General features: G+C 68.0%; 20 protein-coding genes and 2 pseudogenes. 7 read left to right on the top strand and 15 right to left on the bottom strand.

What is annotated here, in order from left to right:
• Positions 1-436: 436 nt before the first annotated feature.
• The 3 genes from ACFV6H_RS20925 to ACFV6H_RS20915 form a co-directional block, all read right to left on the bottom strand.
• Entirely contained in the window at positions 437-3448 is a 3012-nt protein-coding gene (locus tag ACFV6H_RS20925; RefSeq protein ID WP_385544123.1) for an FG-GAP-like repeat-containing protein, read from the bottom strand.
• Between the two features lie 337 nt (positions 3449-3785).
• Positions 3786-5018: a hypothetical protein gene (locus ACFV6H_RS20920; RefSeq protein ID WP_385544121.1), complete on the bottom strand. Its 1233-nt coding sequence runs from the start codon at positions 5016-5018 to the stop codon at positions 3786-3788.
• Positions 5019-5100: 82 nt separating this feature from the next.
• Positions 5101-5511: a Fur family transcriptional regulator gene (locus ACFV6H_RS20915; RefSeq protein ID WP_384780177.1), complete on the bottom strand. Its 411-nt coding sequence runs from the start codon at positions 5509-5511 to the stop codon at positions 5101-5103.
• Between the two features lie 498 nt (positions 5512-6009).
• On the opposite strand from ACFV6H_RS20915, the gene katG reads away from it, so the two are divergent.
• On the top strand, positions 6010-8268 hold the full coding sequence (katG, locus tag ACFV6H_RS20910; protein ID WP_385544116.1) for a catalase/peroxidase HPI: 2259 nt from the start codon (positions 6010-6012) through the stop codon (positions 8266-8268).
• Positions 8269-8324: 56 nt separating this feature from the next.
• On the opposite strand, the gene ACFV6H_RS20905 is transcribed toward katG, so the two are convergent.
• From ACFV6H_RS20905 to ACFV6H_RS20865, 9 genes and pseudogenes are all read right to left on the bottom strand, one after another.
• Positions 8325-8678 (bottom strand): hypothetical protein, encoded by a 354-nt coding sequence (locus ACFV6H_RS20905; protein ID WP_385544113.1) that lies wholly within the window; start codon positions 8676-8678, stop codon positions 8325-8327.
• Positions 8679-9380 carry a hypothetical protein gene (locus ACFV6H_RS20900; RefSeq protein WP_385544110.1) on the bottom strand — a complete coding sequence of 234 codons (702 nt, stop codon included), beginning with the start codon at positions 9378-9380 and terminating at the stop codon, positions 8679-8681. It lies immediately after the preceding gene.
• Positions 9381-9534: 154 nt separating this feature from the next.
• Positions 9535-9873: pseudogene (locus ACFV6H_RS20895) on the bottom strand (alpha/beta hydrolase); the annotation flags it as partial.
• 1043 nt (positions 9874-10916) lie between these two features.
• Positions 10917-12350: an oxygenase MpaB family protein gene (locus ACFV6H_RS20890; RefSeq protein ID WP_385544455.1), complete on the bottom strand. Its 1434-nt coding sequence runs from the start codon at positions 12348-12350 to the stop codon at positions 10917-10919.
• 77 nt (positions 12351-12427) lie between these two features.
• Complete coding sequence (uppS, locus tag ACFV6H_RS20885) at positions 12428-13141, bottom strand: polyprenyl diphosphate synthase (RefSeq protein ID WP_385544107.1); 714 nt, start codon at positions 13139-13141, stop codon at positions 12428-12430.
• A gap of 211 nt (positions 13142-13352) precedes the next feature.
• The gene (locus tag ACFV6H_RS20880) at positions 13353-13751 is read right to left on the bottom strand and encodes a hypothetical protein (RefSeq protein ID WP_385544104.1); all 399 of its coding nucleotides are present in this window, start codon (positions 13749-13751) and stop codon (positions 13353-13355) included.
• Complete coding sequence (locus tag ACFV6H_RS20875) at positions 13717-14022, bottom strand: hypothetical protein (RefSeq protein ID WP_385544101.1); 306 nt, start codon at positions 14020-14022, stop codon at positions 13717-13719. The genes ACFV6H_RS20880 and ACFV6H_RS20875 overlap by 35 nt, the downstream gene beginning before the upstream one ends.
• 980 nt (positions 14023-15002) lie before the next feature.
• Positions 15003-15263, bottom strand: a complete 261-nt coding sequence (locus tag ACFV6H_RS20870; RefSeq protein WP_385544098.1) for a hypothetical protein — start codon at positions 15261-15263, stop codon at positions 15003-15005.
• Positions 15260-15994 (bottom strand): hypothetical protein, encoded by a 735-nt coding sequence (locus tag ACFV6H_RS20865; RefSeq protein WP_385544095.1) that lies wholly within the window; start codon positions 15992-15994, stop codon positions 15260-15262. Before ACFV6H_RS20865 ends, ACFV6H_RS20870 begins: the two co-directional genes overlap by 4 nt.
• 355 nt (positions 15995-16349) lie before the next feature.
• On the opposite strand from ACFV6H_RS20865, the gene ACFV6H_RS20860 reads away from it, so the two are divergent.
• On the top strand, positions 16350-16559 hold the full coding sequence (locus tag ACFV6H_RS20860; RefSeq protein WP_385544092.1) for a hypothetical protein: 210 nt from the start codon (positions 16350-16352) through the stop codon (positions 16557-16559).
• Positions 16560-16748: 189 nt separating this feature from the next.
• Here the strand turns inward: ACFV6H_RS20860 and ACFV6H_RS20855 are convergent.
• The 3 genes and pseudogenes from ACFV6H_RS20855 to ACFV6H_RS20845 form a co-directional block, all read right to left on the bottom strand.
• Positions 16749-17122: pseudogene (locus tag ACFV6H_RS20855) on the bottom strand (6-pyruvoyl tetrahydropterin synthase family protein).
• A gap of 55 nt (positions 17123-17177) precedes the next feature.
• Entirely contained in the window at positions 17178-19964 is a 2787-nt protein-coding gene (locus ACFV6H_RS20850; RefSeq protein WP_385544089.1) for an AAA family ATPase, read from the bottom strand.
• 191 nt (positions 19965-20155) lie between these two features.
• Entirely contained in the window at positions 20156-21673 is a 1518-nt protein-coding gene (locus ACFV6H_RS20845) for an amidohydrolase family protein (RefSeq protein WP_385544086.1), read from the bottom strand.
• Between the two features lie 236 nt (positions 21674-21909).
• Between ACFV6H_RS20845 and ACFV6H_RS20840 the strand changes: the two genes are divergently transcribed.
• The 5 genes from ACFV6H_RS20840 to ACFV6H_RS20820 all read left to right on the top strand — a co-directional run bounded on the left by ACFV6H_RS20840 (position 21910) and on the right by ACFV6H_RS20820 (position 26403).
• Positions 21910-22815 (top strand): IclR family transcriptional regulator C-terminal domain-containing protein, encoded by a 906-nt coding sequence (locus ACFV6H_RS20840; protein ID WP_385544084.1) that lies wholly within the window; start codon positions 21910-21912, stop codon positions 22813-22815.
• A gap of 44 nt (positions 22816-22859) precedes the next feature.
• On the top strand, positions 22860-24170 hold the full coding sequence (locus tag ACFV6H_RS20835; RefSeq protein ID WP_385544081.1) for a CaiB/BaiF CoA transferase family protein: 1311 nt from the start codon (positions 22860-22862) through the stop codon (positions 24168-24170).
• Between the two features lie 100 nt (positions 24171-24270).
• Positions 24271-25104, top strand: coding sequence for a citryl-CoA lyase (locus ACFV6H_RS20830; RefSeq protein ID WP_385544452.1), 834 nt, complete (start codon positions 24271-24273; stop codon positions 25102-25104).
• A gap of 1 nt (position 25105) precedes the next feature.
• Positions 25106-26044 carry an extradiol ring-cleavage dioxygenase gene (locus tag ACFV6H_RS20825; protein ID WP_385544078.1) on the top strand — a complete coding sequence of 313 codons (939 nt, stop codon included), beginning with the start codon at positions 25106-25108 and terminating at the stop codon, positions 26042-26044.
• Positions 26041-26403, top strand: a complete 363-nt coding sequence (locus tag ACFV6H_RS20820; protein WP_385544075.1) for a hypothetical protein — start codon at positions 26041-26043, stop codon at positions 26401-26403. The genes ACFV6H_RS20825 and ACFV6H_RS20820 overlap by 4 nt, the downstream gene beginning before the upstream one ends.
• The last annotated feature ends 14 nt before the right edge of the window (positions 26404-26417 follow it).

Below are 26417 nucleotides of genomic sequence, written 5' to 3'. Positions count from 1 at the left end.
CGCTTTCGAGCGCACTCGGCGGCCCACGGCACACGATCGCACCGGACCGGCATCCACGCAGGTCGTCGCTCATGTCCAGCATGTGAACGTCGCGGGGCTAAATCTCCTTCACGTTCCGGCGGGAACTCCGGTCCCCCGTCGGGTCCGGGGCCGACGAGGAAAAGCCGGCCGGGCACCCATGGCGGTGGCAGCGAGTCAGAACCAGGGATGCGAATCCACGGACCGTCAGCCGCCGACGACCACTTGCCGGTCGCTTCGCCGACCACCACTTCCTGGTCGCTTGAAGCCCGTTGCACAACACCGGACGGCCACATAGGCCGAGGGGTGCCCGGAACGCGAAGTTCCGGACACCCCTCGCCATCGGGCACCCCTCGCCATCGGGCACCCCTCGGTCTCGGGCACCCCTCGCAGTCGGGCACCCCTCGGTACCAGCCGGTCAGTACAGGGCCTTGTAGCCCTGCCAGCCAGTGGCGATCTCGGCGCGGGGACCGAAGGAGCCCTTGCCGTTGCCGTTGCTGCGCCACAGCTTGCCGGAGGTGTCACGGGAGACGATGTCCGCCTTCCCGTCCCCGGTGATGTCGCCGACGCCCACCACGACGTTGTAGGAGGCACCCCAGTTGTCGGCCACCTTGGCGCGCGCCTTGAAGCCGCCGGTCGCGGTGCCCGCGTACCGCCACAGTTTGTTCGACGTGTCCTGCGCCAGCAGGTCTCCGTACCCGTCACCGTTGAGGTCGCCGACGCCAATGATCTTCTTGTAGCCGGACCACTTGGAGAAGATCTTCACCCGTGCCGCGAGCTTTCCGCTGCTTGTGGCTTTGTACAGGTAGATGTCACCAGTGGAAGCCTGGCGAGCGATCAGGTCCGCCCGGCCGTCACCGCTCAGGTCACCCGGTGAGGTCAGCACGTTGTACTGGTTCCAGCCCGACGTTCCCAGCGTGGTGTACGGCGTGGATGTTGTCAGGGCCTTGCCGCACCCCGGCCGGTACGCCCGCAGCGCACCGCTGCTGAGCCGCACGAGCACGTCATTGCAGCGGTCACCGTTCAGGTCTCCGAACGGCACTGCCGTGATCGAGGCCGGCCAGCCCGAGGCCGTCGTCTTCGTCGGGAACTTCCCGGCGCCGTTGCCCTGGTGGAAGGTGAGTGCGCCCGAAGAGTTGAGCGTGAACAGGTCACCGATGCCGTCGGACCCGACGTGGTCGCGTCTCACGGCAGCACCACCGGTCAGCTTCAGCGAGCCGGACGCCGTCGCCGACGTGCCCTGCCCGTCCGCCGGGGCCGCGGTCAGTGTCCAGGTGTACGTGCCGTTCGGCACATACGCGCCCGTCGACGTCCTGCCGTTCCAGGACGCGTGGACCGCGTCGTGCGCGGCACCGCCGGACAGGGTGCGCACGGTGGCGCCGGTCGCCTTGTTCTTGAGCACCAGCGTCCACGACGCGGCCGGCTTCGACAGCCACCATGTGCCGTCCCACAAGGACGACGAGCTCACCAGGCTGACCGAAGGTTCCGTCTTCGCTCCGAGGACCGCGATGTCCGTGGCGGGCGTGCCGCTCCGTACGACGTGGATGTCCTGGGAGGCGGGGTCCACGTAACCGATCAGGCCGGTGTACGGATCGACGTCCCACTTTCCGGTCTTGGCGGCCAGGGACCGGCTCACCGCGGAGCCGCTTCTGACATCCGTGAGGGTCAGCGCCCCGGACGTGGAGTCACGCGTGACCAGGAAGCCGTCACCCAGGCGCTTCTCTCCTCCGGTCGGAGCGGCGATGAGCGTCTTCCTGCGGGTGTCGTACACGAAGGCCTTCGACTCGCTCCCCTGGGGAAGATCGCACGAGCCGGACCAGTACACCCAGCGCCCCACCGCCTGGAAGTCTCCCGTACCGCAGTTGCCGCCTACCTGGAACGACGTGATCGCGTCGCCCGAACGCACCTCCGTGGCCGTCACACCGCCGCCGGTGGACCGCGTCCACAGCGTTTCCCCCCACAAGGCGGTGGCTGCCGCACCGGCTGAGCCCGTGCGGGTGAGCACGGCTTTCCGCGTGCCCAGATCCGCCACCGTCAGGCCGTCTCCCGAGGACAAGGGTCCCCGCCAGGCCGCATACCGGCCCTCGACGTCCACGAGACCATGGTTGTCCCGGAGGCCGGAGGCGAACTTGGTGCCGGGGAGGTACTGACCCCGGTCCAGGACATAGAGCTCCCCGACCTGGTTGTGGTAGACCGCCCGCCCGTCTCCCGTACCCAGGAGCCGGGGACACGACCCGTTATCCCCGTTCATGGTCCCGCACCTCTGGGTTGGTCCCCGGTCCGTGCGCGTGCCCGCCGTCAGGGTCCCGTTCGCGATCAGCGAGCGGCTGTACAGGTGCGTCGCCCCATCGCCGGACTCGTACGTCATCAACTCGCCGCCGCTCAGATCGAGCGACTCGATCCCCGTCGGCACGGCCGGAAGGTCCACGATCCGGTGCACCCGGGGCAGACCGTCGGCCCCGGCCTCGACCTTGGCGATGCCGTAGTCCAGAGAGGACTCTCCGCCGGCGAGGACCAGGCCACCGTCGGGGGTGACGAGGGTCTCGGGGTCCGCCCGCTCGGCCAGGGGCAGTTCCGCGGAGCCGTCGAAGGGCAGCGCGGACACGCTCCAGACGGAGGAGTCGCTGCGCCGCGCGACGACGAGAGCGTCACCGACGACGCCGAGGATCTTGTTCGCGGCGTTGCGGGGGAACAGGACCTCGTGCGTGGGAGCGTCGTAGGCCCCCTTCGCGTACACCCGCACCCGGGACGTGGTGTACCAACTGGCCAGGTAATCGGAGCCCACCACGGTGTCCATGTTCGCCACCTGCGGAGGCAAGAACGTGGCGGCGCCGGTCTCCGGATCCACCCAGGCGTACTGGAGGACCCGGTCCGGGCCGTAGAAGTTGACGAGGATGCCGGAGGCGGTACCCGTGGGGTAAAGAGGAAAGACCGTCCCGTCCGGGAATCCGGTGACGGGCTTCTGCACCGTGCTGCCGTTCTCGTTGTGCAGCAGGAACAGCCGAGTCCGTTCCCCACCCGTCGAAGTGTCGGTCAGGACAGTGCGCCCGTACGTCTGTACATAGCTCTGCTCCGCCGGAATCGTCACGGTCTCCGTCGTACCGGTTCCCATGTCCCGGAGCAGGACTTGCCCACCGCTGCTCTGGGACGGGCGAAGGGCGACGACGTCCGAACCGGTGCCGTACGCACCCGGAGTGCGCGGGCTGAGTCGCTCGCCTCCCTCCACCGGCTTCCGGCTGCCGTCGTAGCCGGTCCACCAGAGGCCGGAGCCCTCGGCGGTGGAACGGTACTCAAGGAAGCCGGAGGCCCCCGCACTCTGCAGATACGCCGTGCGCGGAGTCGTACGCATGGCGGCCGGGACGATGATCTCCGTCGCGGTCTCCGCGTGCGCGGGCGCTACCAGCGGCACGGCGGACACAGAGAGCGCCAACCCGGTGATGGTGGCAAGAGAGCCACGCACGAAAATATGACGAGTCACTTGGTTCCCCTCCCTGCGGAGGGCCCCACCCCCCGAACAAGTGAGCAGAATCTAGCAGCTGCTCCAAACGGATGACCTTGCGGAGCCGGTTGGCCCAGCGATCTCGCCGGAGGTCCGTCAAAGCCCTCTGACCTGCTGATCTGCGCCCGCGCACACGTCATCCGCGTCATCCACGTCTGCGAGGCAACACGCAGACTGCCGAGACTGAGCGCGATGTTTCCCCTGCGATCACTCACTTGACCCCTTGGGCGGGTGACCATGCTGTCGGCCATGCCCTGGGCTGCGTCAGTCAGCCCAGCACGGGGTTGCCCAGGAGATTCGCATCCCCGCACGGCCAGGGCCCCTCGGCCAGTGGCCCCAGCGCACTGCGGAAGGAGAGAACCTCACTGCCCAAGGACACAACGACGCGGCCGTCACCCAACAGCAGCGTGCGGCCCATTACGTTCCGGCTGTCGTCCATAGCGAACAACTCATGCGAAGCCAGGTCCGCGTCGACGGCGAGGAGTTTGCCGTCGCGCCAGAACACCGTGGTGCCCTCGCGGTCCATCGCGGGACACGACGTGTAGTAGCCCGTCAGCGAAGGTCCGTCCACGAGGGTGTTGCCCTGGGCCAGTCGCCGGAACCGCGACGTCGACGGCAGCCTGTTCTCCAGCTCAGGTCCACAGATGGTGCCCTGTCCGTTGACGAGCATCGCCCCATGACTGGCCCACCGGGCCGTTTCGCCGCCATCCCGGCCATAGCGGCCCGTTGTGAACGCCCCATATCCCTGGGAACCGATCAAGAACTCGCCCGGACCCGCTATCGCCTTCCGGCCCGTGGGAGCAGGGGAGGTGGCCGAGACGATCTCGCCACTGTCCAGGTCGAGGAAGAAGGTCCTTCCGATCCCGCCTCGTGTGTCGGTGAAGCTGGCCGCAACCCTGTCGCCCGACACAAGAAGCGGTTCCCAGTAGTCGACACCGACCTCTTTCGGCACCCAAGGCCGGAGCGGGCGCACCTCCCAGCCGGTCTCCACACTCATCCCGACCACACCCGGATACGACACGGCGCCAAGCACGATCGGCGTCGACCACAGACACGTTCCCTCCCGCGTATACCGGGCAACGCGAGGCTGCGGCAGGGGAGCCTGCTGGGTTCGCGAACTCCGCAGCAGGCGGGAGGCGCCGGCCCAGGCGACGCAGAACCCGTCGTCGAGCAGGACGAACGCGTCGACCTCCTCGTCGGGCCCGTACTCCGGGACGACCGTCCGGCCAGTGGATCCGTCCGGGAGGACGCCCTCCAGGACCCGGCCGGCCTGATCCGGGTGCGCGACCCAGAGCATGCCATCGGCGGACAGGCGCGATCGCGGCCGTCCCGTCCCGGCAAACGTCCGCTGCCAAGCCACCGAGCCCGACAGGTCGACCACCGTCACGACCGTCTCCAGCGGGGTTGCCCCGTAGCTGGTCACGTACAGCGGGCCGGACGGATCGGGCGCGGCCACAGACCAGACCTGACCCGGCATGGTGACGCGTGACGAGAGAGTCATGCGTTCGCATCCTGCCGCATGGCACCGACCCTGTCAGCGGTGTCCTCCGCCATTGCTCTCACCGGGCAATACGTCGAAGGCCCTAGCCGCAGGACGGACACAGGCCGCGGTAGGTGACCTCCGCCTCGGACACCGTGAAACCGAAGCGTTCCTCCGGCGGGAGGTCGGCCAGTGGGTTGCCGGTCGGGTGGACGTCGCGGATGGTGCCGCAGTTGGAGCAGACCAAGTGCTGGTGCGGGTGGTGGGCGTTGGGGTCGTAGCGCTTGGCGCGGCCCTCGGTGGAGACCTCCAGGACCTCGCCGAGAGAGACCAGTTCGCCCAGGGTGTTGTAGACGGTCGCCCGGGAGATCTCGGGCAGCCGTTGGGCGGCGAGGGCGTGCACCTCGTCGGCCGTGAGATGTACATGGTCGCCGTCGAGGACCTGCGCGACGACACGCCGCTGGGCGGTCATCCGCCAGCCACGCCCCCGCAGTCGCTCCAGCAGGTCACTCATATCGGTTCACCTATCAGATTTGTGGGATATCCGAAGTTTATCAGCAGACGTCCGGATTATGATTACATATACATTTGGTGCACTTCTTGACTTGGACTCCGTCCATCGTAAGATCGGTTCCGGCGATAGCCAAGGGACGGGAAGACTCCAGTACGGCAGGAGACACAGACGTGCACGTCGCGTGTGACGCGTTCCACGCGCTCACCGCCGCAGGACTCGTACGCCGACGTGTCCCTCGAACTGGGCCGGGCTGCCGACCAGTTCGATGCGGGCGGACAACCACCACCGTGTCCGTACGCCGGTCCTGCGGTGTCCTCGCCGACGTCGACCGCGCGGCCGGCGAGGTGCCTGCCGACCGCATCCGACGGCCACGACTCCTCTGCCGACGAAGCCGAGGAAGCCGACGAAGCCGAGGCCGTCCACCGGGGCCCGTGCCCCGGCCGTTCCACCGCCCGCTGTTGCCGAGCACCGTGATCCGCCTGGTCCGGAAGGATTCCCATGTCTGAGAACCAAGATGCAATCGTCGTAGACGCGAAGACGGAGAGCGGAGGTGGCTGCCCGGTCGCGCACGGGCGTGCCCCGCACCCGACCCAGGGCGGCGGAAACCGCGAGTGGTGGCCGGAACGGCTCAACCTGAAGATCCTCGCCAAGAACCCGGCCGTGGCCAACCCTCTCGGCGAGGAGTTCGACTACGCCGAGGCGTTCGCGTCCCTCGACCTCCCGGCCGTGAAGCAGGACATCGCGGAGGTGCTGACGACCTCGCAGGACTGGTGGCCGGCCGACTTCGGCCACTACGGCCCGTTCATCATCCGGATGGCGTGGCACAGCGCGGGCACCTACCGGATCAGCGACGGCCGCGGCGGCGCCGGAGCCGGCCAGCAGCGCTTCGCACCTCTCAACAGCTGGCCGGACAACGGGAACCTCGACAAGGCCCGCCGTCTGCTGTGGCCGGTCAAGAAGAAGTACGGTCAGAGTCTCTCCTGGGCCGACCTCATGATTCTCGCCGGCAACGTCGCCCTGGAATCGATGGGCTTCGAGACCTTCGGCTTCGCCGGCGGTCGTGCGGATGTCTGGGAGCCCGAGGAGGACGTCTACTGGGGTCCCGAGTCCACCTGGCTCGGCGACGAGCGTTACACCGGTGACCGGGAGCTGGAAAACCCTCTCGGCGCGGTGCAGATGGGCCTCATCTACGTCAACCCGGAGGGCCCCAACGGCACTCCGGACCCGCTCGCCGCGGCCCGCGACATACGGGAGACGTTCCGCCGGATGGCGATGAACGACGAGGAGACGGTCGCGCTCATCGCGGGCGGCCACACCTTCGGCAAGACGCACGGCGCGGGCCCGGCGGACAACGTCGGCCCCGACCCGGAGGCCGCCTCGATCGAGGAGCAGGGCTTCGGCTGGAAGAACAGCTTCGGTACGGGCAAGGGCGCGGACACCATCACCTCCGGCCTTGAGGTGACGTGGACCAGCACGCCCACCCAGTGGGGCAACGGCTTCTTCAACAACCTCTTCGGCTACGAGTGGGAGCTGACCAAGAGCCCGGCCGGCGCCAACCAGTGGAAGCCGAAGGACGGCGCTGGTGAGGGCACCGTCCCGCACGCGCACGACGCCTCGAAGAAGATCGCGCCGTCCATGCTCACCACCGACCTGGCGCTGCGCTTCGACCCGGTCTACGAGCAGATCTCCCGCCGCTTCCACCAGAACCCCGAGGAGTTCGCGGACGCGTTCGCCCGGGCCTGGTACAAGCTGACGCACCGCGACATGGGCCCGAAGTCGCTGCTGCTGGGCCCCGAGGTACCGACGGAGACCCTGCTGTGGCAGGACCCGCTGCCCGAGGCGGAGTACGAGGCGATCGACGCCGCGGACATCACCGCACTCAAGGCGAAGATCCTCGGCTCGGGCCTGAGCGTCGCCCAGCTGGTCAGCACCGCGTGGGCGTCGGCCTCGACCTTCCGCGGCAGCGACAAGCGCGGCGGCGCCAACGGTGCCCGTATCCGCCTGGAGCCGCAGCGCGGCTGGGAGGTCAACAACCCCAGCGAGCTGGCGACCGTGCTGAGCAGCCTTGAGGGCATCCAGCAGGAGTTCAACTCCGGTACGGGCGCGGGCGCAGGTGCGGGCGCGGGCGCGGGCGGCAAGAAGGTCTCGCTGGCCGACCTGATCGTGCTCGGCGGCGCCGCCGCGGTCGAGAAGGCCGCCAAGGACGCGGGTTACGACATCGAGGTGCCCTTCACCGCGGGCCGCGTCGACGCCACGGACGAGCACACCGACGCGGAGTCGTTCGCCGCGCTCGAACCGTCCTCGGACGGCTTCCGCAACTACACCGGCAAGGGCAACCGGCTGCCGGCCGAGTATCTGCTGATCGACCGGGCGAATCTGCTGACCCTGAGCGCGCCCGAGCTGACCGTCCTGGTCGGCGGCCTGCGCGTACTGGGTGCGAACTACGACGGCTCGAAGCTGGGCGTCCTCACCGAGACCCCGGGCACGCTGACCAACGACTTCTTCGTCAACCTGCTCGACCTGGGCACGACGTGGAAGGCGACGTCCGAGGACGCGAATACGTTCGAGGGCCGCGACGCCGCCACCGGCGAGGCCAAGTGGACGGCCAGCCGCGCCGACCTCGTCTTCGGCTCGAACTCCGAGCTGCGCGCGCTCGCGGAGGTCTACGCGAGCGATGACGCGAAGGAGAAGTTCGTGAGCGACTTCGTCGCGGCGTGGAACAAGGTCGCGAACCTCGACCGGTTCGACCTCGTCTGATCAGTCTGACCATCACGTCCAGGCCGGCCCGTACGTACGGGCCGGCCTGGACGTTTTCAGTCGCGAGTACGAGTCTCGGATGGCATCCGGCAGGCGTGGGTCAGGTGGTCCTGAAGCCGGGCGTGACGGAACTGGTAGACCGCGCCGACCTGGCGCAGCACGCCTCGCCGGTGGGCGTCCTGCAGAAAGGCGCTCACCGCCCAGGGCAGCCGCCCGGTCAGAGGCAGCCAGATGCGCGACAAGGTCACCCACTGGCCCCACGGCGTCAGGCTGAGTCCGTATGCGAGCGCGCCGCCCAGCCCGCCCACCGCCCCGAACACGATCCAGTCGATGATCCTGAACTCCTCGATCCAGTACAGGATCCCGCCCGCGAGTCCGATCGCCAGCCTGCGCAGAAACTCCTTGCGCATCTAGTCCGTCTCCTTGTGCGTCTCCTTCGTGCCGCCCAAGAGCTGCACCCGTACACGCGAGGGCTCGCGTGCGCCGTTCCCGTATATGAGCCCGTACACAAGACCGAAGCCCAGACCGGCCACGAGCCCGATCACGCACATACGCGACGAGCGGCGCATGGTGTCGCCGAGTTGCCACCAGGCGAGGTCGCGGGTGCCGAGCCGGTCCAGGTGCTGGGCGAGATAGCCGTGCCAGTGCGGGACACGTTCGCGCTGGGCGAGAGGCCAGTCGCGGTAGACCGTGGGGATGAACTCGTCCAGGAGATGATCTTCGAGAGCCTCGGAAGTGCTGAAGCGGCCGGTGTCCAGCAGCGCCGACGGATCGCGGTCCGGAGTGTCGCCGTAGATGGTGCGGGCGAGCCCGACCATCAGCGGAGTCGTCAGCACCGTGGTGAGACGGACGCCGGCCGGGTCCTGAGGATGCTCGCGCAGGTGCTTCAGGACGGGATCCCACGCGGTCCCGGTGGGAGTCGCCTTGCGCGTGGTGCGCGGCAGATAGTGGTCCAGGTCGGCCTGCAAGCAGGCTTGCTGGCTGTGCTTGCCGTTGCAGCCCTCGGCCCATGTGCTGCCGTCGCGGTAGCCGACAGAGCGGTACGGGATGCCTTCGGCGGTCAGGTTGGCCGCGGTCGCCAGGACCGTCTCCCTGACTCGGTTCTCGGCCACGGCCAGGATCGGGTCGACCGTCCAGGATCGGGTCGACCGTCAGATCGCCGCCGTCGCCGGTGTACATCGCGACGCCCATGCCGCGCAACGCCCTGACGTGCTGGGCGGGGCTCTGCTCGTTCCAGACACCGTCGAAGGGCCACACCGGCAGTCCGAAGATGGCGTCGGCCGCGACGGTCGGCGTGCCGTAATCCGGCAACAGCGCGCTGCCGACAATGGCAGCGCGCATTTCCGGGTTCAGGTCGAGGTCGCCGGAAAAGCTGCCCACGTAGCTGAAGAGATCCGGCCGCTGTTCGGCGTAGTGGAACGCGCCGAAGCCGCCCATCGAGTGGCCGGAGATCGCCCGGCCCTCCCTGTCGGGGATCGTCTTCAGGTTGGCGTCGACCAGCGGGATGAGCTGGTCGAGATGGAAGGTCTCCCAGTTCTGGCGGCCGAGCTCACCGGGATTGACCCAGTTCGAGTACCAGCCGCGACCGCCGCCGTTCGGCGTCACCGTGATCAGCGGAACGCCCTCGGTCGCCTGCTCGGTGATGATCTGGTTCCGGGGCGCTTCCAGGTACTCCGGCGCGCCGTGCAGGGTGTAGTGCCGTACCCGCCGCGCATGCTGAGACCGCTGCACAAGTCACGCCCGCCGCGACCGCGGCACCGTCAGCGCTGTGCGGTGCCGCGTTGACCGGCCAGACGTGGTCTCAGATGGTGAAGCAACCGCCCGGTGCTGTCAACTCAGCGTTGCTGCAGGGGAGTTGAGGTGGTGATACGGGATTTGAGGTGATACGAGGTTACGGTATGCCCGGTCGCCGGGGAGTTCCCCAATGTCCAGGGTGCCGGTCGGCACGGGCCCGCAGTTACTCCTTGTTCCGGGGGCACCTCGAACCCACATGCGCTCCCGTCCGGATACGGAGCAGCCGGACGGGAATTGCGGTCAACAGCGGTTTCGCACCCTCCGGAGCGGCTGCCCTCACGGTAAGTGCCGGATCAACCGGAACCACGCACGGCGGAAACCGGTCTCATATACGCACGGATCAGCCGAAAATTGCCGATGGTCGGACGTGGCGCGTGCCAGTCCGGTGCGATGTGTCCGACAAGTCCTTCAACAGGGCTGAGGAGGACGTATGGGCAAGCAGGCCAAGTGCGGATACATGAGGACCAAGACCGGGAAGCCCTGCCAGAACCCAGCGATGATCGGCTATTCGCGCTGCCAGCTCCACAGGGGCGAGTGGACTCCCCTGCAGAAAAGGAAGAGGAAGAAGCGCTGACGTCTTCGCCCACCAGACTGGTGCGGTAAATGTCTTCCACCGCTTGCGGTGGGTGCCGTCGCCCTGACCGGCGCCGTTGAGCGACGTCATGACCTGCGGCCGCCGCACATTCTTCGGGCGTCCCCCAACCCCCGGGTGATCACGCGGTGGCCCTGCCCGCTCCTAGCCAGGATCTGCCGCAGGATTGCGGGACCTGACCAGAACAAGGAAGCGCCTGTCCTACGGTCCTGTCCTCTGGTCCTGTCCTTGTGGCGACCCCTGTCGAGTAGTCCGGGTCCTCCTACGCCTCGGCGAGCAGCGGGTCATAGGCGCTTGAGCGCTGACGGCCCGACATAAACGAAAGGAAGTCCTTCACGAACGCGCTCCGGGAGTACCTTTCTTCGGCGCCGACGCCGGCCAAGGTGCGCCGGAATCCGGTCCGGAACAGGGCTCGGTACTCGTCCGCGTCGATGAACTGGTTGCCGTCCGTGTCGGTGACCTCGAAGAGAACCTCGGCGGCTCTGATCAGAGCGGGCCCGGCGAGGGAGGGAACAGCGGCGGCGTACTCCTCCTTGCTGATGCGGCCATCGCCGTCGATGTCGAGGGCCGCCTGGAGTTCCCGCCACCACTCCGCGTACGCGTTGTAGAGCCTGGTCTCCTCCGGTTCGTCCAGATCCAGACGGGAGGACAACTCCCGTGCCATGGCGGCGAGATCGGGCCAGTCCAGATAGCCGTCGCCGGTCTGGTCCAGCACCGCGTCGAAGAACTCCTCGGCGCTCCGCTGCGGCCCGTTCCTCTCGGCCGCCTCGGCTTCCTCGGCGGGACCAGGCTGTACGGAAAAGGGCGTGACCAGCCTGAACAGGGCGCCGGCCCGCTTCATCCGGCCGCGCAGCGCGGCGATCGTCGCGGCTCGCGGGTCATCGCTGTCGGGGGACAGATAGAGCAGGCTGGTGATGCCTTCCGCCTGGATCCAGCTTTCGGGCAGGAAACGCGCCAGGCCGGCGGCCATATAGGCGCCTTGCATCATCGTCTGAGCACCCGGGATTTCGGGCAGACCTGCCCGCCGACGAAACGGTTCCGGCAAGGACGCCACGGTGATCGTGCCGATGACCGGGCCGGCGAGCGCGCGGCCGGCCGCCCATACGGTGGGCAGGCCGTCCAGCAGAGGCGGCGCCGGGAGATGGTCGAAGAGCTTGTAGAGGATGATGCGCAGCGCCTCCGTGTTCTCCAGCTCCGTCTCAACCGTATGGTCGTAGTACTCCCAGAACTCCCGCAGAGTGGGCGGCAGATGGCCGGCTTGATCTCCCAGGACCGCCAGGAAGGCCTGAAATTCGGCGTACAGCTGTTCCATGGTGGTCTGGTCGAGCGGCTGCCCGCCCAGTCGGCACATGGTGACGGAACTCTCGAACAGTGTCGCGACCACCCAGGCGCGGACCTGTGGGTCCATCGCGTCGTAGGCCCGGTTCTGTGCGTCCGCACCGCTCAGCCGCGCGTGCAGGCGGTTGAGCCGCGCCGCCTCCCTCTGTCGCGCGTCGTCGTCGGCGCCGAACATGCGCTGAAGGCTCACGAGGGTGTTACGCAGCCGTCGCCACGGGTGCGTAACAAACGTCGAGTTGTCGATCAGGGCCGCGCCGATCTGTGGGTGGGCGGCTTCCAGGACCGTGGCCCGGACCATGGCCAGTGCCCAGCGCGGATCGTTGAAGAACCGGTGGAACTGGGAGTCAGGGCCGAACAGCGGGCCGGGCTGTGTCTGGTGGGTCGGCCGTGCGGCATCGCCGTCGCGATCAGTGGCACTGCTGCTGTCTGTGTTGGTCACTGGTGAGGTTCTCCTTTCGCCTTCGGCGTCACACCGCCGAAGCGGCGATTGCGTTGCTGGTACGTGTGCAGGCACTCCAGGAAGTGCGGCGCGCGGAAGTCGGGCCAGAGCACCGGCGGGAAGATCCATTCGGCGTAGGCCACTTGCCAGAGCATGAAGTTGGAGATGCGCTGTTCGCCGGAGGTCCGGATGACGAGATCCACATCAGGCGTGTCGGGAAAGGGCAGATGAGCGGCGAAGTGCTGCTCGTCGACGGCATCGGCCGACACTCCGCTGCGGATGAGGGACCGTGCCGCTTCGACGATGTCCCTGCGTCCGCCGTGATCGAACGCCACGGTCAGCGTCATGCCTCGATTCATGCTGGTCAGCGTCATCAGGTCGGCGAAGTCGCGGGCCAGCGCCGCGGGGATCCTCGGGTCCGCCACGCCGAGGAACCGGCAGCGGATACCGCGCGCATGCAGCAGCGCGGCGTGTTTGCGTACGACGCGGCGCACCAGTCGCATGAGGAAGTCGACCTCGTTGCCCGGGCGTTGCCAGTTCTCGGTGGAGAACGCGTACAGGCTCAGCCACTCCACTCCCGCCGTGCGCGCCGCCTCGATGACGTCGATCACCGTTGCCTCTGCCGCCCGGTGACCCGACGTACGCGGTAACGACCGCTGCGCCGCCCACCGGCCGTTCCCGTCCATCACGCACGCGACATGACGCGGCACACTCCTCCGCCCGCCCTCGGTGTCCGCCCGCCGCGCATACGTATGGGCCGACGCCGAGGCAGAAGCGCCAATGGCTCGTTCAACCGTCACATGTGCTCCCCCCGTGCTCCCCCGACTGCCACAACACAGTCCCCCGTCGCAAGCGCCACCCAGATCGCCCTTCAGCAGAGTGCCGGTACCTCACCCCGGGCGCACCACAATCTCCGCGCATTCACCCGCAGCACAACCGTCCGATTTCGCGACCTCGCAGCGGAGGCACGCACGACGTCCTCGGGAGCAACCGGCGCATCAACGCACCGGCAGGATTCCGCCCAGGATCTGCAAGGCGTTCCCGGTGCCAGTAGCCGAGCAGGCCGTAGTCCCAGACGGCGAATCCACGGGCCTCCACGCTTTTCTGGCCCTCCTGTCGGCCCAGCCAGGCCGCGGTCATGCGGTCGGTGAAGAGCGGCAGCGTGGATTGGTCGAGGGTGTCGGCGGCCGCCAGCGCTTTGCGTACGTCGAAGAACTCGGCCCAGGATTCCTCGGACGTCCTGACGCTCGCGGCGTGGTCGGGAGAGTGCCGAGCCGCATTACGTTCAGCGCCGGTGAGCCGGTCCCAGTCGTACGTCACGTTCCCCTGCTCGGAGACGTTCGTCCCGGCCTTGACGGCGTCGGCGGGCGCTTTCGAGCTGCTTCTTGAGGTCGACGAACTGCTGGCGGGCGTTGCGTAACAGAAGGACGGTCGCCTTGGCCTGGATCTGCGCGGCCTGGCACTCGTAACGGGTCGCGGCGAAGTTCGTGTGGGCCGCACTCGCGCTCTCGCCGAGCCAGGTCTGATCCATCGTGTTCTTCTGGACGCTGCCCCGGTAACACTTCTCGACCTTGTGGAACTCGTCCGCCATTTCCTGCCAGTAGGACTGGCGGCGGCCAGAGTGCGTCAATGCCCAGCGCTCCGACGGTTCTGATGCGCGGACGCAGGTCGAGTTCGTACCCATTGACGGTCCTGGCGGTGTCCCTCAGAGCGCTCTTCTCTCCGGCGAGTCACCCAATGAGCGTCTTGACCTGACTCTCCCAGGTGGTCCGCACCGTCTTGAGACCGTCAGCCGCGGCCTATCCGGCGAAGCCGGAGGCGGCCTCGCCGGGCGCCGCGTCGGCTGAGTGTCCGGCCTTCTTGGTGTTCGGCTCCAGCTCGATCTCGATGATGTTGGCAGCGGATTGCCTCATGGCCGGTGTGGACGCGACATCCGGGGCGCCATTCGCTCCCGGCACCGCACCGTTATCGGCACCGTCGAACCTGTTGAGCCACACACCCACAGCCTGCCGCTCGGCCAGGCCTCCGTGGCCCGCACCTCGGCCCACCGCTCGTCGAACTCCATAGCCCGTCCCCGCCCCCGCTGCTCTCGGCATGGGGCGCTCGCTCTACGGCGTCTTCAGGTAGTAGTGAGCAAGACTTCACCATCGGACCGTATGCACGCGGGCGCACGGTTGTACGCGTGTGCGCATCGACCCCGCGCACGAGTCCTTGACGCGCCCAAGTCGATCGGCCAGGGCGCCGAGGACGTCCGCGGTCTCAGGCGGTTCCGCAAGTTGGATGGGTGTGCTGTCCCCAGTCTGTGTTCCTGCCGCCATCGCTCCAAACATGTAGCCCAAGGGTCCGAATTGTGCTTCGCCCCGCCCTCAGAGGCCGCTGCCTCTCTCCGAGACCGCCTCGGCCACAATCTCGTATCCTCCGCCAGCTCAGAGGGCCGGCCCACTTCAGCGGACCGGCCCTCTGGCGTTTCCCTCGCCTGCACACCGGGGCACGATGGCAGCCACTTGGCCGCGTTATATGCATCACAGGAGTCACCGGCTTGGGCCTGGCATGCCTGGAAACGAAGCAGGGTCAATCCCACCGCTGCGCGAACTCAGCTCCGGCCAGCAGGTCATCGGCCCGCACCACGGCGTCCTCGATCCCCATCACCTCCATCACGTCCACGACAGAAGCCACGTACTTTCCTCGCACCTTCCTGACACAGCAGGGAAATCGGCCCGATCTGATCAGACCGGAAGCCTTCGATGCGTCAAGGCCAAGAAGATCGGCGACCATGCGCAGCGGTATGGTCGCAGGGAGCCACTCCGAGAACCGGAGCTCGTTCGCACTCATCTCGAGTCCTCCTCTGATGCGTCGGGCTCGCTTTCGGATGATGCGTCAGGGTCGCTTTCGGACGCTTGCTCCGAATTCGAGGAAAGGAACTCTTCCAGGACTCCCAAGCCGTGCAGGGTCGCGCCGAGGCGTTCACCACTGATCCGCTTCCGCAATGGAGGATCCACCTCACCGACAACATGGACGTCTGACTCGTCCCGGGCGAACTCATGGTCATCGTCGTGCCGGTGCCTGCGATCAACAAGACTACGAGGATCTGTTGTGCGTTCCGCGGTGTTCATCCTCGCGGCCTCCCACCCGGCGGAGTTGGCGGCTCGCATGACCTCCTCGCGGACGTCACCACCGGCGTCGACAACAGCCAGTTCACACAAGGCTCCGTAGATCATGGCGGACCTCACATCAGCCACGTCGACGTAGAACGCATTCGATACTCTCGCCACCGATTTCCGCAGATAGGGGATGGCGAACCATAGCGCGAGCAATTGACCACGATGTGCCATGTCCGGGTTGTCGCTGTGGGCGTAGCGCCCCACACACCGCCACACGGCATCACGCAGGGCCGCGTCGGAGGCGTGCCGTGCCGCTGCTTCCTTCGCCTCCGAGAGTGTGAGGTGCTCACTCGTCGAGCATTTCTCGCCGGGCTCATGCGGACAGATCAATTGTCTGTAGAAGAGTTGCGAAACCTGCGACTCGATGGCCTTGAACACATCGGCCGAACGCAGTAATGACATGGGCTCGCCTTCTGTCGAAACGATCTCGGCAGGAGGTTCCCCGACACAAAGGAAGATTATCCGCATCCGCATGTGCATGCGCTGGCAAGCATGAACGGCACGAGATCACCGAATGGAGCAAGGTCATCCCTCCACCCTGGGCAAAGGCGACCTCGAGCACTCACAGATTAGATGCTCGACCTCGGAAGAATAAACGATTCTCCTAGGTCGGAGCTGCCATGGAGAAGGAGGTCAACATAGCGCCGGGACCTATGGGGCACCGCACGTGCCGATTGACCGCCAGGATGACCTGACACATCAAGATAAATGCACGTAAAGTTACTATACATAAACGGAAGGTAGCGATGGGCTGAACATGATCGATCTGGACGACGAACTGCTCGCCGATGTCGCCCGGCCCTCGGCACGTTCGCCCGAAAAGGAGACGGCCAATACCCCCGGCACCATCAGCAACACCTTCACCAGAGAGATCTGTGGAATCGGCCGGGATCACTGTGACACTCTTCTTCGCCAAGCGCGCACTGGATCAATTCTCTGCCGTTTTGGATCCCTGGCGCCGCGCTGAATGCACGTTGCGCGAAGCAAATTCCAGAGATGAAGGCAAGGACGAGGCCCCGCGTCTTCTGCTGGCCCATGTCGGCGACCGTAGCCCCTCGGAACCGGCTATGTCATTGCCGCCGGCCTGGCTGGAGTGGTGGATCCCGACGTGCAGGCCAGGCCGGGTTCGAGCTCAGCCTGTGAGATATCGGCTTCTCTATTGCTCCGGTCGGTATTCGGCCCAGGTTTTGGGCGTTTCGGAGATCCTTATCGCCATCAGCTCAGGAAATCGTTCTTTCCAGAGATCGAAGATCCACACGGCAAGATTCTCCGCCGACGGCGAGATACCCCCCCCCCCATCGCCTCATTCAAGTGGCGGTGATCGAGGGTTTCGTCCATCCATTTCTTGAACGCGTCGAGGTCGCGGTAGTCGCGGACGAAGCCCGGCTCGGTGAGGTCTTCGCGGCGGGCGGAGAGTTCCAGTACGACGATGTAGTTGTGGCCGTGCATGCGGGCGCAGGGGTGCCAGCTCGGGAGCCGGTCCAGGACGTGGCTGGCCGAGAAGTGGAACTCCTTGGTGATCGTCAGCATGGCGGTTCCAGTCTGCCACCCGGCCGCCGAGCCCTTCGCGGGCTGTCCGTCCCGGTCATCGGCCGATTCCCTCGCCCTCGGTGATCGAGCGGTTCAGGGGAACTTCCGTGAGGAAGCGGTCCCGCAGTGAGTCGTCCGCCACCAGGCCCGCCTTGCGGGAGACCTCGCGTCGGGCCTGTTCCAGCAGGGCCCGGGCCTCCTCCTGCGCGCCCGCGGCGGCGAGGGCGACCGCCGAGTGGTAGCGGACTTCCTCCGTCCGCAGGGCCGGCATGTCCCCGACCTCGTCCAGGATGCGCACGGCCTCACGGGCCTGCTCCTGGGCAGCGGCCGTGTCACCTTGCCGCAGCAGGATGCGGCTGCGCAGGGAGTGCGCGGCGATCTCGCTGCGGATCATGCCGCTCCGTCGGGTCTCGACGCAGGTGGTGACGGCCAGACGAGCCGCCTGGTCCAGGAGCTCCCCGGATCCGCCCATGGCGAGGACGCCCGTGGCGAGGAGCAGGATCTCGGCGTACAGATTGCGGACGATGGGAACGAGGTTGGCCAGCCAGGTCCGTTCGGTCTCCGCCCACGCTTCGGCGATCAGTTCAAGGGCCTGAGCTCGTCGTTCCCGTTCCGGCCGCTGGACGAGGAGGCGGGCGAGCAGGGCCACGTTGTAGGCGTGCCAGCCGCTGTCGCCTCCGCGGTCCGCCTCGAAGTCGAGGGCCTCACGCAAGGCCGCCTCGGCATCCCCGTAGGCGCCGAGGCCGGTGTACACCTGGGCCAGGTAGTTGAGCGCCATGGGCAGCTCGGCCTTCAGCGGTTCGTCACGCAGCCGCTCGACACAGCGGCGCAGCCTGGTGAGCGCCTCGCTGAGGTGTCCGCTGTCGAAGAGCGTGATGCCGAGCTGCATCTCTCCGAGGTTGCGGGCGTGCTGGAGTACGGGATCCCGGCTGTCGCCGAGGCGCGGGTCCGAGGCGTACAGGCGCTCGGCCTCCCGAAGCTGGGCCAGCCCGTCGGCGAGCCGCCGCTTGGAGACCTGGCGTCCGTACTCGACGCGGGCCACGAAAAGCGCGACCGGATCGTCATGCTGTTCGGCCAGTTCGACGGCGGAGCGGAGCTTGGCCAGTGACGGCACCAGTCCCTGGGTGACGAGCAGTGTCTTACCGCGCAGCAGCGTGGTACGGATCACGAGCTCGGGCGTTCCGCACCGGGCCGCCGCCTCTTCGGCTTCGGCGGCCAGGGCGTCGATGTCGGGTCCGCCGGCCGGCTGATGCCGACCGCGCCAGCGCATCTCGGTCAGGGCCAACAGCAGCTCCACGGCCTCGACAAATCGCCGGTCCCGGCTCTCCTCGTACTCCGGCAGATTCCGGACCGCGTCGATCACTTCTTCGCAGTGCAGCTCCGCCTCGGCGAAGGACAGCCCCTCCACGGCGGCGTCACGGGCGAGCTCGTAGTGGATGTCGGCCGACGCGACCAGGCACTCCGAGCCGCCGCGCCGAAGATGCTGGGCGATCTCCAGACGGCGTTCGAGCGGCGCGGCGTTCAGGGGACCGGTGTTCAGGGGACCGGCGTTCAAGGGACCGCTGCTCAAGGCGCCGGCATCCACGGGACCGGTGTTCACGGAACCGGTGGTGAGCGCTGTCGCGATACGGGCGTGCCGGGAACGCATCTGCTGAGCGCTCTGCTGAGCGTATACGACGCCCCACAGGGCACGGTGCTCGAACCGGTAGCAGTCCGACGCCTCCAGACGGGCCCAGCGAGGAAGCGTCTCGGGCAGGATCAGCCGATGGCGGACCGCGATGCGCCTCAGCCGCTCCATCACCTCGTCGTGCGGCGCTCCCTTGGCCGCGGCAACGGTGCGCGAGAAGAACGTCTCACCCTGAGTCGCGCCGATCACGAGCAGTTCACGGTCCTGCTCGCTGAGCGTTCCGAGACGGTCTTCCACCACGCGCGAGAGGCTGGCGGGCAACTCGACCCGTGCGCCGTCCCCGGGGCTCCACTCGTCCAGGCAGAGAGTGACGAAGATCGCGTGACCGGAGGTCAGCCGGCTCAGTTGCTCCGACAGGGCCGGCGGCGCGTCGGGATGCCTGGAGTGGACCAGCTCGGCCACCGCCTCATGCGGCAGGCCCGCCAGCGCGTGCCGCCGCAGCAGGCCCTCCGTCGCCCACCGGTGGAGCAACTCCTCGACCATGGAACCGGGGCCGTCGCCGTACGCGCCGTCGGTGGTGTGGCTGAGCACGACGGCGAGCGGCTCACCGGGCAGTCTGCGCAGCAGTTGGTCGAGGACCAGCAGGCTGCTGGGATCGCTGTGCTGTACGTCATCGATGAGCACGACAGTCGGCGGTCCCTGTCGGACCAGGTCCAGCAGCGCCTCCACAATCTGTACGGCGGCTCCCTGCTGAAAGGGCAACAGACTGTCGAAGGGCATCGAGCCGGAGGCGAGCGAGGCTTCCGTGACTTCCTTGCCCAGGGCGAACAGAGCTCCCAGCCCCGGCACGATCGCGGAGAGCACCTCCGGCGCGGACCGGACGACACCCTGACCGGTGAGCTTCAGCATCCTGCGGAAGACGCCGGGCTGCTTGACCTCCCGGTCCTGAGCCAGCCGTACAAGAAGGTCGACCACCGGCCCGTAACGCAGTCCTGACCCGATTGCCGGATGGCACCGAGCGGATACGACCCGACAGGCACCCGGCTCGGGAAGGGCTGCGGCCTCGGCCGCGAACGCCCTCAGCAGCGCCGACTTCCCCATCCCCGAGACGCTGTCGACCACAATCGCCCGGCCGCCGCGCCCTTCGGTCACATCCGCCAGCAGCGAGCGCAGCTCGACCATGTGCTCCACGCGATCGACGAACCCGGTCCGCACCACAGTCCCCTGTCCCCGTCCCAGTCCTCGTCCTCTGCCACGGACTTTCCGTACCCATGTCACGAATCACGGAACTTCCGTACGCACACCGTTACTTGCCGTCCACGGTAGATCATGCGGCTCCGGCAGAGGGCCCGGTTGCGGTGCTCCGCGCTGTCGGCGGTCAAAGGCCGGCGGTCGCCGGACAGTGGTCAGTGGCTGTGGGTGGTGTGGCTCTGGTAGTCGGTGTAGGTGTACGGGTTGTCGAGGATCTTCGTTTCGGGTATGTCCGGGTTCATTCCCTGCTGCCAGGCTTCCCGGCCGAGCTTTTCCTGGAGGTATTCGACGGTCCGGTCGACGGTGCGGCGGATCGTGGGGAGGCTGGCGTCGACTAGGCGGCCGTCCCTCTTTACGATGCGGCCGTTCACCAGCACGGTGTGGACATCGCCGCGCTGTGCCTGGAAGGCGACGTGGCCGTGTGGGTTGAGCAGTGGGAACGACACCGGGGACGCGTCGTTCTTGATCAGTACGAGGTCGGCCTTCTTGCCCACCTCGATGCTTCCGAGGTCGCTCTCGCGGCCCAGCGCCCGTGCTCCGCCGCGCGTGGCCCACTCCACGACCTGGTCGGCCCGTAGCGCGGTATGTGTGACGGTCTCGCCACGGGCGTGCGCCTCCATGTGCTCGCGCGAGCGGTCGGCGCCCAGCGTGGTCCGCATGGCGGAGAACAGATCGCCGCTCCACCAGACCGAGGTGTCCATGGACAGCGAGACCGGAATGCCATGGGCACGCAGCGCCCAGGTGGGCGGATAGCCCTGGCCCGCGCTCTGCTCGCTCTCGGTGGACACGGACACGGATCCGCCGGTCGCGGCGATCCGGTGGTACGAGTCGGCCGACAGCGACGCGCCGTGCACGTAGACGGTTTCGGGAGTCATGAACCCGTGCTCGTGCATCAGCCGGATGCCGTCGTCGCCGGTCGCGCCCCAGACGCCGGCGTGCGTCGTCACCGCCACGCCGAGTTCGCGGGCGACCTCGAAGGCGGGCTTCTCCGGGAAGGCGGGATCGCCGGTGACATCGAAGGCGATCTGGAAGCCGAGCATGTCGTCGCCCGTGACACGGCGGGACACGAAGTCGCGGAACTCCGGTGTGCCGGTCCACGTGGCGGGCGCGTCCTGGATGTTGCCGTACGCCAGCACGAACCGGCCCGGCACGGCCTCCAGGGCGTCGACGGCCGCGTCGGCGTGTTGCGGCGTCCGCAGCCCGTGCGACCAGTCGACGGTGGTGGTGACACCGGCGTCGAGCGCCTCCCAGGCACCGAGCAGATTGCCCGCGTACACATCCTCCGGGCGGAAGACCTTGCCCCATTCGAGGTAGTACCAGACGAAGTACTGCGTCAGCGTCCAGTCGGCTCCGTAACCGCGCATGGCCGTCTGCCACAGATGCCGGTGAGTGTCGATCATTCCCGGCATGACGATGCCGTCGCTCGCGTCGATCTCGACCGTGCCGTCCGGGACGGTCAGCCCGGGACCGACGGCGGCTATCCGGTCGCCGACGACCAGGACGTCATGTCCGGCGAGGACCTGCCGGGTGGCGTCGACCGTCAGGACGGTGCCGCCCCGGAGGACGACCGGACGGCCCTCGGTTTCGTCGGGGGTTTCGTCGGGGCTCCTGGTGCCGTCGGGGCTCCCGGTGCCGTCGGGGCTGCCACTGCCGTCGATGATGGGCCGGCTCATCGCCTCACGCTCCTTCGCGCGTCGCGCGTACACTCGTCCGCTCTGCGGACACATGCTCATTCCGGTCACCATCGCGCAGCCCATCTTCGGTGTCAATGCACCTGCCGGACCCGCTGTGCGGCGGTCCGTGCCTGATGCCGTCCGCCTCGCGGACAGCGGCGGCTACCCTTCAAGTGAGTCAGCCAAGTGAGTCAGCCAAGTGAGTCAGCCCATGCGGGTCGCGAGGAGGTCGTGTCATGCCACGTGCGGGAACCGGTCCCGACTTCATCGAGGCGCTGGCGCGCGGGCTGGAGGTCATCACGGCGTTCGGGCCGAACCGTCCGGCGATGACGCTCGCCGAGGTCGCCACGGCCACCTCGCTCGCCCGCCCCACCGCCCGGCGGATCCTGCTGACCCTGGAGGAGCTGGGTTACGTACGTACGGTCGAGCGCGGCTACTCCCTGACGCCGCGCGTGCTCGAACTCGGCGTGGCGTACGTGCAGTCCATGGGCCTGTGGGAGGTCGCCCGGCCGCATCTGGAGCGGCTGGTGGCGCGTACGAACGAGTCCTGCTCGATCGCGCAGCTCGACGGCTCGGACATCGTCTATGTGGCGCGGGTGTCCGTGCCGAAGATCGTGTCGCTGGCCGTGCAGATCGGCACCCGGTTCCCGGCGCTGGCGACCTCGCTGGGAAAGGTGCAGCTCGCGGCCCTGCCGCCCGGCGAACTGGACGCGGTACTGGCCCAGCCGACCCGTTCCGGGCTGGTGGCCCGCTGGCAGCCCGACCGCGCCGAGCGCGACGCCGAGCTACGGGACGTACGGGCGCGCGGCTGGGCGCTGACCGACGAGCAGCTCACCTTGGGCATCCGGTCGGTGGCGGCGCCGCTGCGGGACGGATCTGGCCGGGTGATCGCCGGGATCAATGTCAACTGCCATGCCGCCGAGACGACGGTGGAGTATCTGCTCGACCACCATCTGCCGCTGCTGCTCCAGGCCGCAGGTGACATCAGCGCCGACTTCGCCCGCGTACAGGACGTACCGCATGTCAGCGCGCCGGCCGGCGCCGAGTCGGCGCCGGCCGTCTCTCCTGTCGTTCCCGCTGCTCCTGCCCCTGCCCTTGACCGTCAGCCGTCTCTGGCGGCAGACTCGAAAAGCGGACACTAGTCCGCTGTACGAACGGGCGAGGCCGAACAGGTGAGGTGAGGCGGATGGCGGACGACGCCACGGCGGGTGCGGCTCCCGCGTCCGGTCGGCCGGATCTGCCAGGTCCGCTCGGTCCGCCGGGCCGACCGGATCCGCTCCCGTCGAGCCTGCCGGGTCCGCTCGGCCCATCGAGCCAGCCAGGACCGCTGTCCGGCGTGCTGGTCGCGGACTTCTCCCGGGTCCTCGCCGGCCCGTACGCCACGATGCTGCTCGCCGACATGGGCGCCGAGGTCGTCAAGGTCGAAGGCCCTCAGGGCGACGAGACCCGCTCCTGGATGCCTCCTGTGCGCGACGAGGTCTCCACGTACTACCTCGGAGTCAACCGAGGAAAGCGCTCGATCGCCCTCGATCTGCACGACGACGCCGACGCCGCGGTCGCGCGCGAGCTCGCGCGCCGCGCGGACGTGGTCATCGAGAACTTCAAGCCCGGCGGCCTCGCCAAGTACGGCCTCGACTACGACACCGTGAGCGCCGCCAACCCGGGCGCCGTCTACGCGTCGATCAGCGGATTCGGCACCGGCGCGGGCAAGCACGTCCCCGGCTACGACCTGATGGTGCAGGCCATCTCCGGGCTGATGAGCCTGACCGGCGATCCGGACGGGCCGCCCTACCGGGCCGGTATCTCGGTGTTCGACGTCATGGCCGGCAACCACGCCGTCATCGGCATCCTCGCCGCGCTGCGCCACCGCGACGCGACCGGCCAGGGCCAGCACGTCGAGGTCAATCTGCTGTCCTCGGCCCTTACCGGGCTGGTCAACCACAGTTCCGCGTACGCCGCCGGTGGCGTGGTGCCGTACCGGATGGGCAACGCCCACCCCAGCGTCTTCCCGTACGAGCCGCTGCCCACCGCCGACAACGATCTGATCGTCGCGGCGGCGAACGACGGGCAGTTCCGCAGGCTGTGCGACGTCCTCGAACTCCCGCACCTCCCGGACGACCCGCGCTTCGCGCACAACTCCGACCGCACCAGGAACCGGGAGGAACTGCGTCCACTGCTGGAGGACCGGCTGGCCACCCGTGGCGCGGTGGAGTGGTTCGAGGCCCTGACCGCGGTCGGAGTGCCCTGCGGGCCCATCAACACCATCGACGGCGGCTTCGCCATGGCGGAACGCTTCGGGCTCGAACCGGTGGTGGAGGTCGGCGAAGGCGAGCGGGCGGTGCCGACCACACGTAACCCCATACGCTTCTCCGCCACGCCCGTCGGCTATCTGCGGCCTCCGCCCGAACTCGACGAGCACGGTGTCGAGTTGCGCAAGTGGCTGACCACGCCTCAGGAGGCGGACCGGCAGGCGGACCAGGAGGCGGACGGTGACTGACCATCCTGATCCTGAACCCGGCGCTCAGAACCGGCCTGTGTACGAGCCCCGGCCCGAGTCCGATCAGCCCCGGTCCCAGCCCCAGCCCTCGACCCGGCCCGTGTACGAGACGGCCCTCGGCGCGTCCTCGCTGGAGACGATCACGCTCCTCGGCCATGACCTGGCCGAGGACATCATGGGCACGGTCGGCTTCGGCGAGCTCGCGTTCTGGCTGGCCGCGCAGCGCCGTCCGACCAAGGGCGAGACCCGGGTGTTCGAGGCCGTCCTGGCGGCGCTGGCCGACCACGGCTTCACGCCGACCGCCATCGTCACGCGGCTGACGTATCTGTCCGCGCCCGACTCGGTCCAGGGCGCGCTCGCGGCCGGTCTGCTCGGCGGCGGCTCGCGGTTCCTGGGCGTCACCGAGGACTGCGGCCGGTTCCTGGACGACGTGCTGAAGTCGGTCGAGGGCCCGCTGCCGGACGACGACGCCGGCTGGGACGCGCTGGCCCTGACGACCGTAACGGCGCGGCGGGCGGCGCGCGCCTTCCTCCCCGGCCTCGGACACCACGTACACAAGCAGGGCGATCCGCGCACGCCGAGGCTGCTGCGGATCGCCGCCGAGGAGAACCTCTACGGTCGGCATCTGTCCCTTTTCGCCGCCATCGGCCGCGTACACCCGCAGGTCCTCGGCAAGACTCTGCCGCTCAACGGCGCCGGTGTCTGCGGCGCCGCCCTGGCCGACCTCGGCCTGCCGCTGGAACTGCTGCGCGGCTTCGCACTGCTCGCCCGTACCGCCGGGCTGATCGGCCAGCTCGCCGAGGAGCTGCGGCGTCCCGTCGGCAACGACATCTTCCTGTCGGTGGACCTCAACAACCGGTCCGTCGCGCCGGATCCGTACCGGCCGGCCGAACCGTACGAGCAGACCGAGCCATACAAACCGAAGGAGGGCTGAGATGGCCGAGCTGGTCGCGGTGATCGCGTCCACCCACCATCCCTTCTACTACCGCGCCAGCACCTCCACCGGAGCGGACCGGCCGGTGGTCGCCGACGAGTGGGTACGGAAGATCGAGGCGTTCCGCGAAACCCTCACCCGGGCCCGGCCCGACGTACTGGTGATGGTCGGCTCCGACCACTTCCACCAGCTCTGGCTGGACAACATGCCGCAGTTCCTGGTCGGCAAGGCCCCGTTCTACGACGCGAACTTCTACAACGAGGAGCGCGAGTTCGGGCTGCCGAAGATGCTGCTCAAGGGACATGAGGACCTCTCGGCGCATGTGCTGCGCGAGGGCCTCGACGCCGGATTCGACCTGGCGTTCTCCAACGAGCTGCGGATCGACCACTCGATCACGTGCCCGATCATCACACTGCGTCCCGAGGCCGATCTGCCGATCGTGCCGATCTACACCAATATCTTCGCGCCGCCGCTGCCTCAGCCGAAGCGGTTCGTACAACTCGGCCGTACCATCCGGCAGGTGATCGAATCCTGGCCGTCGGACCAGCGGGTCGCGGTGATCGGGACCGGGCATCTGTCGCTGGAGCTGGGAGGTCCGCGGCAGTTCGGACCGAGCGGTCCTGATCCGCAGTTCGACCGGAAGGCCGTCGGCTGGATCGCGGGCGGTGACATCGAGGAGTGCCTCGGCGAGGTCAGTCTCGACAGCCTGCATCTGCCCGGCAACGCCACCCATGGATTCATGGACTTCATGCTGATGATGGGCGTCGCGGGCGAGGGCCGGAAGGCGGACTACGTGGACACGCTCGACCTGTTCCACACAATGGAGGCGTACTTCACCTGGTACCCGAACGGAGAACCGGCGATCGGAGAAGCGACGATCGGAGAAGCGACGATCGGAGAAGCGACGATCGGAGAACCGGTGAACGGAGAACCGGCGTGAGCAAGTACCTGCTGAACAAGTTCCTCTACACCGTCGACCGCGACCCGGACCTTGTCGAGCGCTACCGCGACGACCCGGCGGCCACCGTCGCCGAGTGGGAGGCCGAATACGCCAACCGCCTCCTCAACTGCGTCGACGGCGAGGCCACCACATGGCTGGCCTTCACCAACACCGAACGGACCGCGCTCGCCACCCACGACTACCCCAAACTCTTCGAACTCGGCGCCCACCCGTTCCTCACGCTGACCCTGTTCATCGGCCTGTTCGAACGCGACCACCCCGAGCCACTCGGCTTCCAACTCGAATACGCCCAACGCCTGTCCCACGTCCAGATGCCGTACCCCGACATCTCGACCTGACCTGCCCCGACCTG

This window comes from Streptomyces sp. NPDC059743, from assembly GCF_042732975.1.
Classification (GTDB): Bacteria; Actinomycetota; Actinomycetes; order Streptomycetales; family Streptomycetaceae; genus Streptomyces.
Note: the sequence above shows the minus strand (reverse complement) of the source record. Positions and strands in the feature narration are given on the sequence as shown.